The organism is Streptomyces beigongshangae, assembly GCF_019710745.1.
GTDB classification, from domain to species: Bacteria; Actinomycetota; Actinomycetes; order Streptomycetales; family Streptomycetaceae; genus Streptomyces; species Streptomyces beigongshangae.
Map to the genome: position 1 here is coordinate 152,455 of NZ_JAHKJW010000001.1, position 15,566 is coordinate 168,020.

A 15,566-nucleotide genomic window follows, 5' to 3' on the forward strand; every position below is an offset into this window, starting at 1 on the left:
TCATGGCTTCCGCATTCGAGTACGCACCGGCGCCCGAGTCCCGCTCCGTCGTCGACATCGCCCCGTCGTACGGGCTCTTCATCGACGGCGAGTTCACGGGCGCCGCCGACGGCAAGGTCTTCAAGACGGTCAGCCCGAGCACCGAGGAGGTCCTCTCCGAGGTCGCCCGGGCGGGCACCGAGGACGTCGACCGGGCCGTGGGCGCCGCCCGCAGGGCCTTCGTGAAGTGGTCCGCGCTGCCCGGCTCCGAGCGCGCCAAGTACCTGTTCCGCATCGCCCGGATCATCCAGGAGCGCAGCCGTGAGCTGGCCGTCCTGGAGACCCTGGACAACGGGAAGCCCATCAAGGAGACGCGGGACGCCGACCTCCCCCTGGTGGCCGCGCACTTCTTCTACTACGCCGGCTGGGCGGACAAGCTCGACCACGCCGGCCTCGGCGGGGACCCGCGCCCGCTGGGCGTCGCGGGCCAGGTCATCCCCTGGAACTTCCCGCTCCTGATGCTGGCGTGGAAGATCGCCCCGGCGCTCGCGACCGGCAACACGGTCGTCCTGAAGCCCGCCGAGACCACTCCCCTGTCGGCCCTGTTCTTCGCGGACATCTGCCGTCAGGCGGGCCTGCCCCGGGGCGTCGTCAACATCCTCCCGGGATACGGCGACGCGGGCGCGGCGCTCGTCGCGCACCCGGACGTGGACAAGGTGGCCTTCACCGGTTCCACCGCGGTCGGCAAGGCCATCGCGCGCCAGGTCGCGGGCACGAGGAAGAAGGTCACGCTCGAACTGGGCGGCAAGGGCGCGAACATCGTCTTCGACGACGCGCCGATCGACCAGGCCGTCGAGGGCATCGTCACGGGCATCTTCTTCAACCAGGGCCAGGTCTGCTGCGCGGGCTCCCGCCTGCTGGTCCAGGAGTCGATCCACGACGAGCTGCTGGACTCCCTGAAGCGCAGGCTCTCGACCCTGCGCCTGGGCGACCCGCTCGACAAGAACACCGACATCGGCGCGATCAACTCCGCCGAGCAGCTCTCGCGCATCACCACGCTCGTCGAGCAGGGCGAGGCCGAGGGCGCGCAGCGGTGGTCCCCGTCCTGCGAACTGCCGTCGGCCGGCTACTGGTTCGCCCCGACGCTGTTCACGAACGTCACCCAGGCGCACACGGTCGCCCGCGACGAGATCTTCGGCCCGGTCCTGTCCGTCCTCACCTTCCGCACCCCGGACGAGGCGGTCGCGAAGGCCAACAACACCCAGTACGGCCTCTCCGCGGGCATCTGGACCGAGAAGGGGTCCCGGATCCTGGCGGTCGCGAACAAGCTGCGCGCGGGCGTCGTCTGGTCCAACACGTTCAACAAGTTCGATCCGACCTCGCCGTTCGGCGGTTACAAGGAGTCGGGCTACGGCCGCGAGGGCGGTCGCCACGGCCTGGAGGCGTACCTCGATGTCTGACAAGCCGAAGAAGACGCACAAGGGCGGGAAGGACGACAGGGCCGAGAGCGCCGGGTCCCGGCGCCTGGGCGTCCTGAAGACCTACAAACTGTACGTCGGCGGGAAGTTCCCGCGTTCCGAGAGCGGCCGGGTGTACGAGGTGACCGACTCGAAGGGCACATGGCTGGCCAACGCGCCGCGTGCGAGCCGCAAGGACGCCCGTGACGCGGTCGTCGCCGCCCGCAAGGCGTTCGGCGGCTGGTCCGGCGCGACCGCGTACAACCGCGGCCAGGTCCTCTACCGCGTCGCGGAGATGCTGGAGGGCCGCACGCACCAGTTCGCCCGCGAGGTCGCCGACGCCGAGGGCCTGTCGAAGGCGAAGGCCGCCGAGCAGGTCGAGGCCGCGATCGACCGCTGGGTCTGGTACGCGGGCTGGACCGACAAGATCGCCCAGGTGGTCGGTGGCGGCAACCCGGTGGCGGGCCCGTTCTTCAACCTCTCCACCCCCGAGCCGACGGGCGTGGTCGCGGTCCTCGCCCCCCAGGAGTCGTCCTTCCTGGGCCTGGTCTCGGTGATCGCCCCCGTGATCGCGACCGGTAACACAGCGGTCGTGATCGCGAGCGAGCGGTCCCCGCTCCCGGCGCTGTCGCTGGCCGAGGTGCTGGCCACCTCCGACCTGCCGGGCGGCGTGGTCAACATCCTGACCGGTGGGACGGCGGAGATCGCGGCCCCGCTGGCCGCGCACCAGGACGTCAACGCGATCGACCTGGCGGGCGCCGGCGAGGCGCTCGCGAAGGAACTGGAGATCGCGGCCGCGGACAATCTCAAGCGGGTCGTCCGTCCACAGCCTGTGGATCATCTCGCCACGCCGGGCATCGAGCGCCTCACGGCCTTCCTGGAGACGAAGACCGTCTGGCACCCGACGGGCGCGCTGGGCGCGTCCGGCTCGTCGTACTGACGCCCGCGGGGCTGCCGCACCGGCACCCTCACGGCTGTCGTACGGCCGGCCCTCAGGACTGTCGTACGGCCGGCCTTCAAGGCCGGCCGTACGGCTCAGGCCCCCAGCAGTTTCGTCGCCTCCCCCACCACCGGGACGCTGCCCAGCGACGGGGCCTGCGCGACCGGGCCCGTCAGCATGGTCGTCGCCAGCGGCGGGAAGTCGGCCACCTGCGTGCCGAGTCCGTTGTCCAGCGGGTCGACGCCCGTGCCGGCCAGCGGGTTGGGCTTCAGGCCCGCGACCGGTCCGGTCACGTACCCCACGATGCCGGTCGTCGCCTGGAGACCCGCCTGCGGATCGATCTTCCCCAGCGAGGTCGGCCGCTTGCTGATCGGCTCCAGTACGGGATCGGTGTCCGCCGCGGCCGACGCGGCGGCCGCGCCCACCGCGATCCCCGCGCCCGTGAGGGCCAGCAAGGCGCGCCGGACGGTCGGAGCCCCGCGCCGGACGGTCGGGGTCTTGGGGGCCGAGTGTCGTGCCATGGCTGCTGCCGCCTTCTGCTGCGCAAGGTAATGAGGTCGACACACAGGGTAGTTGACGTGTGACGCACACTCCAAAGACGACCCGCGGGCTCGGCCGGGGGCGGATGATGCCGCACACTGGTGTCTCGTGAGTTCCCCACCCCTGAATTCCGCGACAACCGCGCGCGTCGTACTGCTGTGCGGTCCCTCCGGCTCCGGCAAGTCCCTCCTCGCGGCCCGCTCCGGCCTTCCGGTGCTGCGGCTCGACGACTTCTACAAGGAGGGCGACGACCCGACGCTGCCGCAGGTGGCGGGGAGCCCGGACATCGACTGGGACCACCCGCTGTCCTGGGACGGTGACGCGGCCGTCGCCGCGATAGCGCAGCTGTGCGGGACGGGGCGCACGGACGTTCCCGTGTACGACATCTCCCTGAGCGCGCGGACCGGGTCGGAGACCGTCGACTTCGGGGGCACGCCGGTCTTCATCGCCGAGGGCATCTTCGCCGCGGAGATCGTGCAGCGGTGCCGGGAGGCGGGGATGCTGGCCGACGCGCTGTGTCTCAGCCGGGGGGCCCTGACCACGTTCCGGCGGCGGTTCCTGCGGGATCTGCGCGAGGGGCGCAAGTCCGTGCCGTTCCTCCTCCGGCGGGGGTGGCGGCTGATGCGGGACGAGCGGTCGATCGTGTCCCGGCAGACGTCGCTCGGGGCGTACGCGTGCGGGCGGGAGGAGGCGCTGGAGCGGCTGGCCGTCGCCGCGGAGCGCTCCACGCGGGAGGTCGTGGACGTCATGGACGTCATGGACGAGGGGGACGAGGTGCGGATGCGGGTGCGCGGGAGCCGGCCGCGCAGTTCCCCGCGCCCCTGAGAGCAGGCGGTCCGCGTACGGCCGTGCGGCCACGAAGAAGGCGGGCGGCCCGTACACCGGTGCGCGCGGCAAGCCCGTACACCGGCGCGAGGTAAGCAGGAAGAGCGGGATCGGACGGCCCCCCGGCCCTCCGGTCCCGCTCTCCTCTGTGTTCCCCCGTGACCCCGTGGTTCCCCCCGGGTGTTACTCCCCCGGGCCGTCCGCCGCCTCCCCCGAAGTGGCGGACTTCCCCGTGCGGTCCGCCGCCTCCCCCCGGAGTGACGAACCTTTCCCCCGTGCGGTCCGCCGCCTCCCCCCGGGATGGCGAACCTTTTCCCTGCCGTCCGTCACCTCCCCCGAAGTGACGAACTTTTTTCCTGATGTCCGCCGTATCCCCCGAGCCGACGGACATCCCCCCACAGCCTTCAGGCGACGAGCTCCCCGAAGGACTCCTCCTCGTCACGGCCGAAGCTGAGGACCTCGTCCTCGCGCAGCCGGCGGAGCGACCGCCAGATGCTCGACTTGACCGTGCCGACACTGATGTCGAGGATCTCCGCGATCTCCGGGTCCGTGCGGCCCTCGTAGTACCGGAGGACCAGCATCGTGCGCTGGAGTTCGGGGAGCCGGGCGAGCGCCTGCCACAGGACCGCGCGCAGTTCGGTGCCGCGCATCGCGTCCGTGTCGCCGGCCGTCTCCGGCAGCTCCTCGGTCGGGTATTCGTTCAGCTTGCGGCGGCGCCACGCGCTGATGTGCAGGTTGGTCATGGTGCGGCGGAGGTATCCCCCGACCGCGGCCTTGTCGCTGATGCGGTCCCATGCCCGGTACGTCGAGAACAGGGCGCTCTGCAGCAGGTCCTCGGCCTCGAAGCGGTCACCGGTCAGGTGGTAGGCGGTCGCGTACAGGGAGGCGCGGCGCTCCTGGACGTAGGCGGTGAACGCCGCTTCGGCGTCCACCGTCTCCGCCCCCGGGCGCCGCTCCCCCGTGGCCTCCCCGTACGCCGTCCCGGTCCCCCCGTGGACGGCCCCCGTGCCGCTTCCCCCCGTACGTGCGTCAACCACCGTCATGTACGACCCGGTGTGCTGACGCCCGGTGCCGCGAGCGCACCCCCGCCCGCTCACGGCACCGGACTTCTCGGTGCTCCTCGTGACGTCGTGGAGCCGCGTGACAACTGCGCCAGTGCTGGTGCTGTGCAGCGTGTTCATCTCGCGCCCCCCGTCGTTGAGTTCCGGTTCTCCGGTACTTCGGACACTTCGCTGTGGTGCTTCCCTGCCTGTGACCAGAAGCTTGCCGGGGGCACTTCATGACGGTGTCCCCCGACTGTCACAGGCCTGTCACAGGGGCCGGAACGGGCACTTCAGGGGCTGGTCGGGCGGTAACTCCGCACGGTCACGAACCCGGCACGCACGGTGCTCGCCGGGTGCTCACCCGGTGCTCGTCCGCACTCGTCCGGCATGTTCTCGGCGCGCTCCCGGCACGCTCTTGTAGGGGGGACGTGTGAGGGAGCGGCCCAACAGTCGATACCCGCCCATGTCATGGGACAGAATGACGTCCGTGCCTTCCCTGTTGCTGATCGAGGACGACGACGCCATCCGGACGGCCCTGGAGCTCTCACTGACGCGCCAGGGACACCGGGTGGCCACCGCTGCCACCGGCGAGGACGGTCTGAAGCTGTTGCGCGAGCAGCGGCCGGATCTGATCGTCCTCGACGTGATGCTGCCAGGCATCGACGGATTCGAGGTGTGCCGGCGCATCCGGCGGACCGACCAGCTGCCGATCATCCTGCTGACCGCGCGCAGCGACGACATCGACGTGGTGGTCGGGCTGGAGTCCGGGGCCGACGACTACGTCGTGAAACCCGTGCAGGGGCGGGTGCTCGACGCCCGTATCCGGGCCGTGCTGCGGCGCGGCGAGCGCGAGGCGAACGACTCGGCGACGTTCGGCTCGCTGGTGATCGACCGCGCGGCGATGACCGTGACGAAGAACGGCGAGGACCTGCAGCTGACGCCCACCGAGCTGCGGCTGCTGCTCGAACTGAGCAGGCGGCCCGGGCAGGCGCTGTCCAGACAGCAGTTGCTGCGGCTGGTGTGGGAGCACGACTACCTCGGCGACTCGCGGCTCGTCGACGCGTGCGTGCAGCGGCTGCGCGCGAAGGTGGAGGACGTGCCGTCCTCGCCGACACTGATCCGTACCGTGCGCGGAGTCGGCTACCGGCTGGACAACCCTCAGTGACCAAACCGCAGGACAAGCTCCGCGGCTGGGCCGCGGCCCGCAGGACGGTCATGGCGGGGCTGCGCTTCACGAGTCTGCGGCTGCGGCTGGTCGTGGTGTTCGGGCTGGTCGCGCTCACCGCCGCCGTGTCGGCGTCCGGGATCGCGTACTGGCTCAACCGCGAGGCCGTGCTGACCCGTACGCAGGACGCGGTGCTGGGCGACTTCCAGCAGGCGATGCAGACCCGCGCCAGCACCCTGCGGCGCCATCCCACCCAGGGGGAACTGCAGCGTGCCGCGGGGCAGATGGCGAACAGCAGCCAGCGCTTCAGCGTGCTGCTGATCGCCGAGGACGAGAACGGCAGGGCCGTCCGCGGCAACTCCGACCTGGACACCTTCACGCTGGCGGACGTACCGCGGTCCCTCCAGAAGGCCGTGAACAAGGAACAGAAGATCTCCTCGAACAACGAGTACGCGTACCACCTGTACTGGCAGCGGACCGTGCAGGACGACACGCCCTACCTGGTGGGCGGCGCGAAGGTGATCGGCGGCGGGCCGACCGGGTACATGCTCAAGTCGCTGGAGCCGGAGGCCAAGGACCTCAACTCGCTCGCCTGGTCGCTGGGGATCGCGACCGGGCTCGCGCTGATCGGCTCGGCGCTGCTGGCGCAGGCGGCCGCGACGACCGTGCTGAAGCCGGTGCACCGGCTGGGCATCGCCGCCCGGCGGCTCGGGGAGGGCAAGCTGGACACCCGGCTGCGGGTGTCGGGCACGGACGAACTCGCCGACCTGTCACGGACGTTCAACCGCACGGCGGAGGCGCTGGAGAAACGGGTCGCGGACATGAGCGCGCGCGACGAGGCGTCCCGGCGCTTCGTGGCGGACATGTCGCACGAGCTGCGGACGCCACTGACCGCCATCACGGCGGTGACCGAGGTGCTGGAGGAGGAACTCGACGCCGAGACCGGCAGCGTGGACCCGATGATCGAGCCCGCGGTGCGGCTCGTCGTCAGCGAGACCCGGCGGCTGAACACCCTGGTGGAGAACCTGATGGAGGTCACCCGCTTCGACGCGGGCACCGCCCGGCTGGTCTCCGACACCGTCGACATCGCCGACCAGATCACGGCGTGCATCGACGCGCGCGCCTGGCTGGACGCGGTGGAACTGGACGCTCGGCGCGGCATCATGGCGCACGTCGACCCGCGCCGCCTGGACGTCATCCTGGCGAACCTGATCGGCAACGCCCTCAAGCACGGCGGCTCCCCGGTGTGCGTGCGCGTGCGGGAGGAGGGTGCCGACCTGGTGATCGAGGTCCAGGACCACGGTCCCGGCATCCCCGAGGACGTCCTGCCGCACGTCTTCGACCGCTTCTACAAGGCGAGCGCCTCCCGGCCGCGTTCCGAGGGCAGCGGGCTCGGCCTGTCCATCGCCCTGGAGAACGCCCACATCCACGGCGGCGAGATCACCGCCTCGAACTCGCCGAAGGGCGGCGCGGTCTTCGCCCTGCGGCTGCCGCGCGACGCCGGTGAGCCGAAGGACGCGGGGAACGCCGGTTCCGGGGACACCGGCCGGGCGGACCGGTCCGGCAGCGACCACGACGGCGACAGCGACGGCAACAGCAACATCGGCGCTGACACCGACATCGACACCGGCCGCACCGAGGGGGGCGCGTGATGTCCGCGCGGGACATACGGGGCGCGCGGGACGCGCGGGATGCCCGGGATGCCCGGCGCGTCCGGAACACCTGGGGCATACGCGGGGCGCGCGCGGCCCGTCTGGCGCTCGCCGTGCCGCTGCTCGCGCTGGCGCTGGGCGGCTGCGGCATCCGGGCGACGGAGGTGCCGACCGACTTCGGGCCCGCGCCCTCCCGGGTGCCGTGCGCGCTGTCCGGGTCCGACCTCGGTACGCAGTCCTCCCGCGGCATCCTCGTCCAGGTCTTCCTCGTCTGCTCCTCCCAGCTCGCTCCGGTGGACCGGACCGTACGCATCGGGGCCGGGACCGCGGAGACGGACCGGGTGCGGGCGGGACAGGCGCTCCTCGACGAGCTCTCCACGTCCCCGCCGGCCGGCGAGAAGCAGGCGAACTACACGACGACCGTGCCCGAGGGACTGACGGTGACCGGTCCGCGGCCGGACGACCCGGCCGACGCGCTCCGGCTGAGCACGGCGCCCGCCGAACTGTCGCCGTACGCGCTGGCACAGGTCATCTGCACCTTCAGCGACTCGGGGGCCGCCTCCGACGACGGCACCGTGACCCTGGGCGGCCCCGGTACGGACGCGGCGCGGCGCTACGAGTGCACGGAGGCCGTACGCACCCGGCCGGGCACGGAGACACCGCCGTCGACGAGCGCCGAGGGGACCTGAAACCGGCCCGACGGGACCTGGGACCGGCCGGCGCCCTGCCCGCCGCTCCGCCGGAGCCCTGCTGACGCTCCATCAGCACCCCGCCGACGACCCGCCGACGACCCGCCGACGACCTGCCGGTGCCCCGTCGGTGGCCTGTGGGCGCCCTCTGGGCGCCCTGTCGGTGTCTTGCCGTGGCGCCCCGCCGGCAAGTGGTTGTGGCGCATGCCTCACCCGTGCGGGCCAAGCGCCGCCGTCACACGGAACCGATCCTGCCGGTGCCCGCGTCTTGGGGATCGTGCAGCGTCAAGGCTCCGACGGCGGAACAGCCGTGATCCGCGTCCGTGCGACAGGAGGTCTCCTCCTGGTCGCACATCTCGCGCTTGTTGCCTGGTGCACGCTGCGGCCCCTGGACGTGCCCTGGGTGAGCGCCGCGAACCTGCGCCCGTTCGCCAGCATCAGGGCCGATCTGGCGATGGGTCCCGAGGCGGCGCTCTGCGCCATCGGCAAGGGCCTGCTGCTGCTCGCCCCGCTCGGGGTGCTGCTGCCGATGGCGGGCGGCAGACTCGCCGCCTCCCCGCTGTTCTCCCTGCTGCGGACGGTCACCGCCGGGGCGCTGCTGTCGCTGGGCATCGAGCTCCTGCAGACCGGGGTGCCCGGCCAGGTCGTCGACGTCGACTCGCTGCTGCTGAACACCGTGGGCGTGGCGCTGGCCCATCTCGCCGTCGTGCCCGCCGCCCGGCGTGTCCTGTGCCGCCGGGCCGAGACGCGCGACCGGGCCGCCGCGCTGCGCCGCAGGGACGCGGCGGAGGAGTCGGCTCAGGGTCTGACCCCGACGATTCCCAGGGTCGGGATCGCCCCTTGGAGTGATGCTTCATCCCCTTCGTCTCCGTAGCTTTGATGTCAGACGGGGCAGCCGCACCGGAAGCCCCGCACCGTCTGACCGCACCGTCCGACGACGCTGACGAAGGAGCCCTCATGAACCGCCTCGCCCGCCCCACCGACGGCCGGATGATCGGCGGAGTGTGCGCAGCGCTGGCCCGGCGCTTCGGCACCTCCGCGACCACGATGCGGGTGATCTTCCTGGTGTCCTGCCTGCTGCCGGGCCCGCAGTTCCTGCTCTACATAGCGCTGTGGGTCCTCTTCCCCTCGGAGGGCAAGGCGGCCCGCACCGCCTGGTGACCCCGCACCCGGTGGCCCCACGCCCGGTGGCCCCACGCGAGTACGCCGGTGGGGCGCACCCCGGCCGGGGTGCGCCCCACCGGCGCGTACGAGGGCGGTGGGAGCAGGGATCAGCCCACCGGGATGCCGTTCACCGGCAGGCCGTGCGTGGGCAGGCCCTGGACGGGCAGGCCGCCGAGCAGACCGGCGACGGGAGCGGCCGGGCTCGCGGCGAGGGCGTTCGTGAGGGCCGGCTGGGCAGCGGTGACAGCGTTGCCCAGCGCGCCCTGCCCCTGCGTGACCGCCTCGCCCGCGCCGGGCAGGGACTTGGCCGCGTCCGCCGGCAGCACACCGCTGACGGCGCCGAGCGCCGGGAGGGCGTCCGGGACTGCGGGGGCGGCGTTGGCGGCTCCGGCACCGGCGGCGGCGAAGGCGGCACCGAGAGCGGTGACGCCGAGGGTCTTGGCAGCAGACTGCTTCATCTTCGTCCTTGCATGCTGTGACGGGATTCGAGCGGTCCGAAACGGTAATCACGTGCGAGCGCAGCCCGCAAACATCGAAAAGCGGCCGGGTCGTCGCCGCCCGACCGCTTCCCTTTCTTTTGAATCAGCCTTCGTCACACACGAAAGCGCTGGTGAAGGCGGTCTACTGGAACAGCCATTCGGACTTCAGCTCGGCATAGCCGGGCTTGATCACATCGTTGATCATGGCCAGTCGTTCATCGAAAGGAATGAATGCTGATTTCATCGCATTGACTGTGAACCACTGCATGTCGTCGAGCGAATAATCGAAGGCGTCGACAAGGTGCTCGAATTCCCGACTCATGCTGGTGCCGGACATCAGACGGTTGTCAGTATTCACGGTGGTCCTGAACTGCAGTCGCCGCAGCAGTCCGATGGGGTGCTCGGCGTACGAGGCGGCGGCGCCCGTCTGGAGGTTGGAGCTCGGGCACATCTCCAGGGGGATGCGCTTGTCGCGCACGTACGAGGCGAGGCGGCCCAGTTCCACGGAGCCGTCCTCCCGCACCTCGATGTCGTCGATGATGCGCACGCCGTGGCCCAGCCGGTCGGCGCCGCACCACTGGAGCGCCTGCCAGATGGACGGGAGCCCGAATGCCTCGCCCGCGTGGATCGTGAAGTGGTTGTTCTCCCGCTTCAGGTACTCGAAGGCGTCCAGGTGGCGGGTGGGCGGGAAGCCCGCCTCGGCACCGGCGATGTCGAAGCCGACGACACCCAGATCACGGTAGGTGTTGGCGAGTTCGGCGATCTCCAGCGAGCGGGCCGCGTGCCGCATGGCGGTCAGCAGGGCGCCGACGCGGATCCGGTGCCCGTTCTCGCGGGCCCGCCGCTCGCCCTCGCGGAAGCCCTCGTTGACGGCCTCGACGACCTCTTCGAGGGTGAGTCCGGCTTCGAGGTGCTGCTCGGGCGCGTAGCGCACCTCCGCGTAGACGACGCCGTCCTCGGCGAGGTCCTCGGCGCACTCGGCGGCGACGCGGACCAGTGCGTCACGGGTCTGCATGACGGCGCAGGTGTGCGCGAAGGTCTCCAGGTACCGCTCCAGGGAACCGGAGTCGGCCGCCTCGCGGAACCAGATGCCCAGCTTGTCGGCGTCCGCCTCGGGGAGCCCCGTGTAGCCCGTGGCGCGGGCGAGGTCGACGACCGTCCCGGGGCGCAGCCCTCCGTCGAGGTGATCGTGCAGCAGGACCTTCGGCGCCCGGCGGATCTGCTCCGAGCTCGGGGTGTTCTTGGGCTGGCTCGTCATCTCCGCACTCTAACGCCTACGCGCGTAGATATCTCTTCGCGCGGATCCGCCGATATGTAACGGTGACCGTGCGGACGGATGGCGTACACCATTACTTCTGACACTGTTTTGTCATGGCACAGCAAGCGATGCCGCTTCGCGCGGCCCGGTTGGGGCGGGCGCTCGGTACGGAGCCGGCGGCGGTGAGCGGTGTGGTGCTGCTGCTGCCGGGCGGCGAGGAGACCTCCGTCCGCAGGCCGTCACCGATGATGGCGGCCGCGTCCGTACGGGCGCTGGGGCGCCGGCTCACCCGCGCGGGACGCGCGGACGGGCTGGCCGTGCACGTGGTGCACTACCGCTTCCGCGGCTGGAACGGGAGCGCGGCGCATCCCGCGCAGGACGCGGCGTGGGCGGCGGACGAGGTCGTGCGGCGCTACGGGGACGTGCCCGTGTGCCTCGCCGGGGTGGACATGGGCGGGCGGGCCGCCGTGCACGCGGGGGGCCACACCGCCGTCAGCTCCGTGCTGGCGCTGTCCCCCTGGCTGCCCGAGGACGACGTCGCGGTGGAGCCCGAGCCGGTGAAGCAGCTCGCGGGGCGGCGGGTGCTGATCGTGCACGGGACCAACGACCAGCGGACCGACCCCGAGCTGTCGTTCCGGCTCGCGGCGCGGGCGAAGAAGGCGAACCGGGACATCTGCCGGTTCGAGGTGCACTCGGACCGGCACGCGCTGCACGCCTTCCGGGACGAGGTGCACGCGCTGGCGGAGGACTTCGTGATGGGAACGCTGTTCGGGCGGCGTTTCGCCCGGCCCGTCGAGGACGCGCTGGCGGCCCCGCCGCCACTGGGCCTGCGCATGCCGCTGGCCTCCGGCTTCGGACGGTCGCTGCGGCGTTAGCGGGCCGCCTCCGACCGGCCGCCCGTGGGGGCCGCTTCCGACCGGCCGCCTGTGGACGCGCTGTCACCGGTGCGGGTGCGGCAGGGGGTGACCCCGCGGCCCGCCCGGCGTCCCCGGCGGCTGCTCCCGGCCGGGAGGCATGTGCGAGCCGGGAAGCGCGTGCGAGCCGCGAAGGGCATTCGGACCGGGAGCCAGTTCAGGTGGTCTTGGTCGACCCCGCGTCGACGAACCAGTTCGCGCCGATCGCGCTGGGCATGGTCGGGGAGGCCAGCAGGAGCACCGCGCGGGCGATCTCGGCGGGCTCGATCAGGGTGTCGGTGAGCATCCCGTTCTGCTTCGGCAGGGCCGCCACCAGCGCGTCGTGGGGGACGCCCATGCTGTCCGCCACCTGTGCGACGTAGCCGTCCTTGCCCGTGATCACGCTCGTGCGCGTCGCCGACGGCGACACCGCGTTGACGCGTACCCCGGAGGGCGCCACGCGCTCGGCGAGCTGCCGGGTGAAGGCGTTGAGGGCCGCCTTGGCGGCGGTGTAGGGCAGGGGCTCCGACCCCGGCCGCCGGGCGCTGTCGGAACTGATGTTGACCACGGCGCCCCTGGCCTCGGTGAGGGAGGGCAGCGCGGCGCGGACGGTCCGTACGGCCGCTTCGAAGTTGAGGGCGAACCCGGCCGCCCAGACCTCGTCCCCGCCGTCCAGCGGATCACCGAGGGCTTCCTGCGGCATGGCGCCGCCACCGGCGTTGTTGACCAGGACGTCGAGCCGCGGGTCGGCGGACAGGACGGCTTCGACCATGCGCCGGGGGCCGTCGGCCGTGGAGAGGTCGGCGGGGACGAAGGCGGCTCCGGTGGCTTCGAGTTCGGGCGTGGTGCTCCGCGCCGTCGCGGTCACCGACGCGCCCTCCTCCTGGAAGGCCCGGACGATCGCGAGGCCGATGCCCCTGCTCGCGCCGGTGACGAGGACGCGCTTGCCGGCAAGTTCGAGATCCATGACGTGCTCCTGTGCTGGAAGGACTCAAGCACGACAAATGAAACAAGGGTGACTCACTTCTGTCAATAAATGATTCATAGCTGTCTCACCTAAGGTCGGGAAGGGTAGGCTGGGGCCGGCGAAGAAGGAGGTGTCATGGGCGACGACAGCCCGTCCCGGCGGGTCCGGGCGGACGCCGAGCGCAGCACGGCCCGCATCCTGGAGGCGGCCGAGGCCGTGCTGGCGGTGGACTCCACCGCGTCCCTGGAGCGGATCGCGGACGCCGCGGGGCTCGCCCGCGCCACCGTCCACCGCCGGTTCGCCACCCGCGCCGCGCTGCTGGAGGCCCTGGCCGAGCAGCTCAGCGGGCGGTATCTGCTCGGCCTGGCCGAAGCACGGGTGAAGACCGCGCCTCCCCTGGTCGCGCTGCACCGCGTCACGGAATTCGTCCTCGGCCTCCGGTCCGACCACCGCTTCGCCCTCCAGCTCACCGAAGCCCGGACGCCGGAGGTCCTCGACGGCCTCGACACGCTCTTCGCCCGCCTGCGCGACACCGGGGCCGTCACCGCGGCCGAGCCCGCCTGGAGCCGCCGGGTCTACCTGGCCCTCCTGTGCGAGGTGTACGAACTGCCCGCGGACTCCGCGGCGCTGGGCCCCGGGGCCGCCGCGGACGAGACCGCGGCGAAGGCCGACCTGCTCGTGCGCACCACGCTCGGCGCGCTGGGCGGCAGCCACGACACGGCGGCCCTCTCGCCCAGCGGTCGCTGACCTCCCCTCCCGGGAAGCCCCATCGAGTGGACTTTCCCCGACTTGCGCCACTCGGTGTGGTCACGCGTGCCCAGCGTGCGCAGTGACGACGCGGGGCGAGGGTCAGGTATCCGAAAAAGGTCCGGGATCTGGCGAAGCTGGAAGCGCAGGCGGTCGAGATCCTCTCGTACGCCAACCACAACCTTCACGGCTTGCTGCAGACCGAGGAGTTCGCACCGGCGCTGTTGAAGACGCGTCGCCCGCACTCACGGAAGACGAGCTGGAGCAAGCGGTGGCTGCGCGCACGGCTCGCAGCGGGAGCTACGAACGACCGTCGGCGCCTGAATTCAGTTTCGTTCAGGAAGAGGTGACACTGACTCGCCCGGTCGGAGGCAGGATGGTGATGCGCAAGCAGCTCGAACACCTGCTCAAAGTTGCTCAGTTGCGGAACGTCGAAGTTCAGGCGATGCCCTCCGAGCGCTGGGATCATCCCGGAACAGGGGGACGGATTCAGGTGCTGAAATTTCTGGATGGCACGGCGATCGGGCGCATGGACGATGAGTTCGGCGGTCGGCCGGTCTCGGACCCGAAGCAGCTGAGGGTGCTGGAGCTGCGTTGTGGCATCATCCGGGCCGAGCAGTCTTCCGTCATTACGGGACCGTCCACCGGCATATGAGGGATGCCCTCCTGGCAGTCCTGATCTCAGCGGGATTCGAGGTCGAGGAAGCGGATCCGCACACGTACGGCGGCGCGGTCCGCGTGTCCGGTTTCCGGGGCTGATCCTCCTCCTTCCCGTGCGCGTCGGTCACTCCGGGAGCAGCGTTCCCCTCTTCGAGAGCAGGAACTTCTTGAACGCCGCCACCGGGGGTGTGTCCGGGTGGCCGTCCAGCCAGGCCACCCCGATCTCCCGGGCCGCGCGCGGGGACGTGACCGTCAGTTCCACCACTCCCGGGCGCGGGACCGCCGGTGGGGGCAGGAGGGCCACTCCCAGGCCCGCCGCCACCAGGCCCCGCAGGGTCTCCGCCTCCTCGCCCTCGAACGCGACCCGGGGGCGGAAGCCCGCCTGCCGGCACAGGTCGTCGGTGATGCGGCGCAGGCCGTAGCCCGGTTCGAGGGTGACGAAGGTCTCGTCGGCGGCCTCCGCGAGGCGGATGCGGCGACGGGAGGCCAGCCGGTGGTCGGCGGGGACGACCAGGCGGAGCTTCTGTTCGTCCAGGCGGCGGCCCACCAGGTCGGGCGCGTCCGGCACCGGAGACGTGAGGCAGAGGTCGAGTTCGCCGGAGCGCAGGCGCTCGATCATCGCCTCGCCGTAGTTCTGGACGAGGCTGAAGCGGACGCGCGGATGGTCGGCGCGGAAGGCGCGGATCAGGGCGGGGACCGTCTCGGAGCCCATGGTGTGCAGGAAGCCGAAGGCGACCTTGCCGGTGGCCGGGTCGGCGTCGGCCCGTACCTCGTCGGCGGCCCGCTCGATCTCGGCGAGGGCCCGTTCGACGGAGCCGAGGAACGTGCGGCCCGCGGGGGTGAGGGAGACCGTGCGGCCGCGGCGGGCGAAGAGGTCGACACCCAGGTCCTGTTCGAGGCGGACCATCGCCCGCGACAGCGTCGACTGCGGGACCTGCATCTCCTGCGCGGCGCGCGTGACGTGCTCGGTGCGGGCCACGCCGGCGAAGTACGCCAGGCGTGGGGCGAGCACCGTGACGATGTCTTCTGTGTCACTGGGCGGTGACAGGTGACCCTCTGGCCTCTGCTGATGCATCACGGGAACGATTATGGACGTTTCATGCATTGG

General features: G+C 71.7%; 16 protein-coding genes and 1 pseudogene. 11 read left to right on the forward strand and 6 right to left on the reverse strand.

Annotated elements, in window-relative coordinates; genetic code table 11:
- The first annotated feature begins 2 nt into the window (after window positions 1–2).
- Complete coding sequence (locus KM933_RS00665) at window positions 3–1,439, forward strand: aldehyde dehydrogenase family protein (RefSeq protein WP_221347747.1); 1,437 nt, start codon at window positions 3–5, stop codon at window positions 1,437–1,439.
- Entirely contained in the window at window positions 1,432–2,376 is a 945-nt protein-coding gene (locus KM933_RS00670) for an aldehyde dehydrogenase family protein (protein WP_221347748.1), read from the forward strand. The genes KM933_RS00665 and KM933_RS00670 overlap by 8 nt, the downstream gene beginning before the upstream one ends.
- Before the next feature lie 95 nt (window positions 2,377–2,471).
- On the opposite strand, the gene KM933_RS00675 is transcribed toward KM933_RS00670, so the two are convergent.
- Complete coding sequence (locus tag KM933_RS00675) at window positions 2,472–2,897, reverse strand: hypothetical protein (RefSeq protein WP_221347749.1); 426 nt, start codon at window positions 2,895–2,897, stop codon at window positions 2,472–2,474.
- 127 nt (window positions 2,898–3,024) lie between these two features.
- Between KM933_RS00675 and KM933_RS00680 the strand changes: the two genes are divergently transcribed.
- A complete protein-coding gene (locus KM933_RS00680) occupies window positions 3,025–3,741 on the forward strand; it encodes a uridine kinase family protein (RefSeq protein ID WP_308013191.1) in 717 nt (238 codons plus the stop codon).
- 404 nt (window positions 3,742–4,145) lie between these two features.
- Here the strand turns inward: KM933_RS00680 and KM933_RS00685 are convergent, their stop codons facing one another.
- Window positions 4,146–4,922, reverse strand: a complete 777-nt coding sequence (locus tag KM933_RS00685) for a SigE family RNA polymerase sigma factor (RefSeq protein ID WP_221347750.1) — start codon at window positions 4,920–4,922, stop codon at window positions 4,146–4,148.
- Between the two features lie 349 nt (window positions 4,923–5,271).
- Here KM933_RS00685 and afsQ1 point away from each other — a divergent pair, with 349 nt between their 5' ends.
- The 5 genes from afsQ1 to KM933_RS00710 all read left to right on the forward strand — a co-directional run bounded on the left by afsQ1 (window position 5,272) and on the right by KM933_RS00710 (window position 9,451).
- Entirely contained in the window at window positions 5,272–5,949 is a 678-nt protein-coding gene (afsQ1, locus tag KM933_RS00690) for a two-component system response regulator AfsQ1 (protein WP_099505496.1), read from the forward strand.
- A 50-nt stretch (window positions 5,950–5,999) separates the two neighbouring features.
- Window positions 6,000–7,601 carry an ATP-binding protein gene (locus KM933_RS00695; RefSeq protein WP_221347881.1) on the forward strand — a complete coding sequence of 534 codons (1,602 nt, stop codon included), beginning with the start codon at window positions 6,000–6,002 and terminating at the stop codon, window positions 7,599–7,601.
- A complete protein-coding gene (locus tag KM933_RS00700; protein WP_260332845.1) occupies window positions 7,601–8,290 on the forward strand; it encodes a hypothetical protein in 690 nt (229 codons plus the stop codon). The genes KM933_RS00695 and KM933_RS00700 overlap by 1 nt, the downstream gene beginning before the upstream one ends.
- Window positions 8,291–8,567: 277 nt before the next feature.
- Complete coding sequence (locus KM933_RS00705; protein ID WP_221347751.1) at window positions 8,568–9,164, forward strand: VanZ family protein; 597 nt, start codon at window positions 8,568–8,570, stop codon at window positions 9,162–9,164.
- Between the two features lie 83 nt (window positions 9,165–9,247).
- Window positions 9,248–9,451 (forward strand): PspC domain-containing protein, encoded by a 204-nt coding sequence (locus tag KM933_RS00710; protein WP_221347752.1) that lies wholly within the window; start codon window positions 9,248–9,250, stop codon window positions 9,449–9,451.
- Between the two features lie 110 nt (window positions 9,452–9,561).
- On the opposite strand, the gene KM933_RS00715 is transcribed toward KM933_RS00710, so the two are convergent.
- Complete coding sequence (locus KM933_RS00715; protein WP_221347753.1) at window positions 9,562–9,912, reverse strand: ATP-binding protein; 351 nt, start codon at window positions 9,910–9,912, stop codon at window positions 9,562–9,564.
- A 163-nt stretch (window positions 9,913–10,075) separates the two neighbouring features.
- Window positions 10,076–11,191, reverse strand: coding sequence for an adenosine deaminase (locus tag KM933_RS00720; protein ID WP_221347754.1), 1,116 nt, complete (start codon window positions 11,189–11,191; stop codon window positions 10,076–10,078).
- Between the two features lie 113 nt (window positions 11,192–11,304).
- On the opposite strand from KM933_RS00720, the gene KM933_RS00725 reads away from it, so the two are divergent.
- On the forward strand, window positions 11,305–12,066 hold the full coding sequence (locus KM933_RS00725) for an alpha/beta hydrolase family protein (protein WP_221347755.1): 762 nt from the start codon (window positions 11,305–11,307) through the stop codon (window positions 12,064–12,066).
- 196 nt (window positions 12,067–12,262) lie between these two features.
- Here KM933_RS00725 and KM933_RS00730 read toward each other — a convergent pair whose 3' ends face one another.
- Entirely contained in the window at window positions 12,263–13,051 is a 789-nt protein-coding gene (locus KM933_RS00730; protein ID WP_221347756.1) for an SDR family NAD(P)-dependent oxidoreductase, read from the reverse strand.
- Between the two features lie 135 nt (window positions 13,052–13,186).
- On the opposite strand from KM933_RS00730, the gene KM933_RS00735 reads away from it, so the two are divergent.
- Window positions 13,187–13,798, forward strand: coding sequence for a TetR/AcrR family transcriptional regulator (locus KM933_RS00735; protein ID WP_221347757.1), 612 nt, complete (start codon window positions 13,187–13,189; stop codon window positions 13,796–13,798).
- 95 nt (window positions 13,799–13,893) lie between these two features.
- Window positions 13,894–14,453: pseudogene (locus tag KM933_RS00740) on the forward strand (DUF5753 domain-containing protein); the annotation flags it as partial.
- A 129-nt stretch (window positions 14,454–14,582) separates the two neighbouring features.
- Here KM933_RS00740 and KM933_RS00745 read toward each other — a convergent pair.
- Entirely contained in the window at window positions 14,583–15,536 is a 954-nt protein-coding gene (locus KM933_RS00745) for a LysR family transcriptional regulator (protein WP_430727257.1), read from the reverse strand.
- Window positions 15,537–15,566 lie beyond the last annotated feature (30 nt).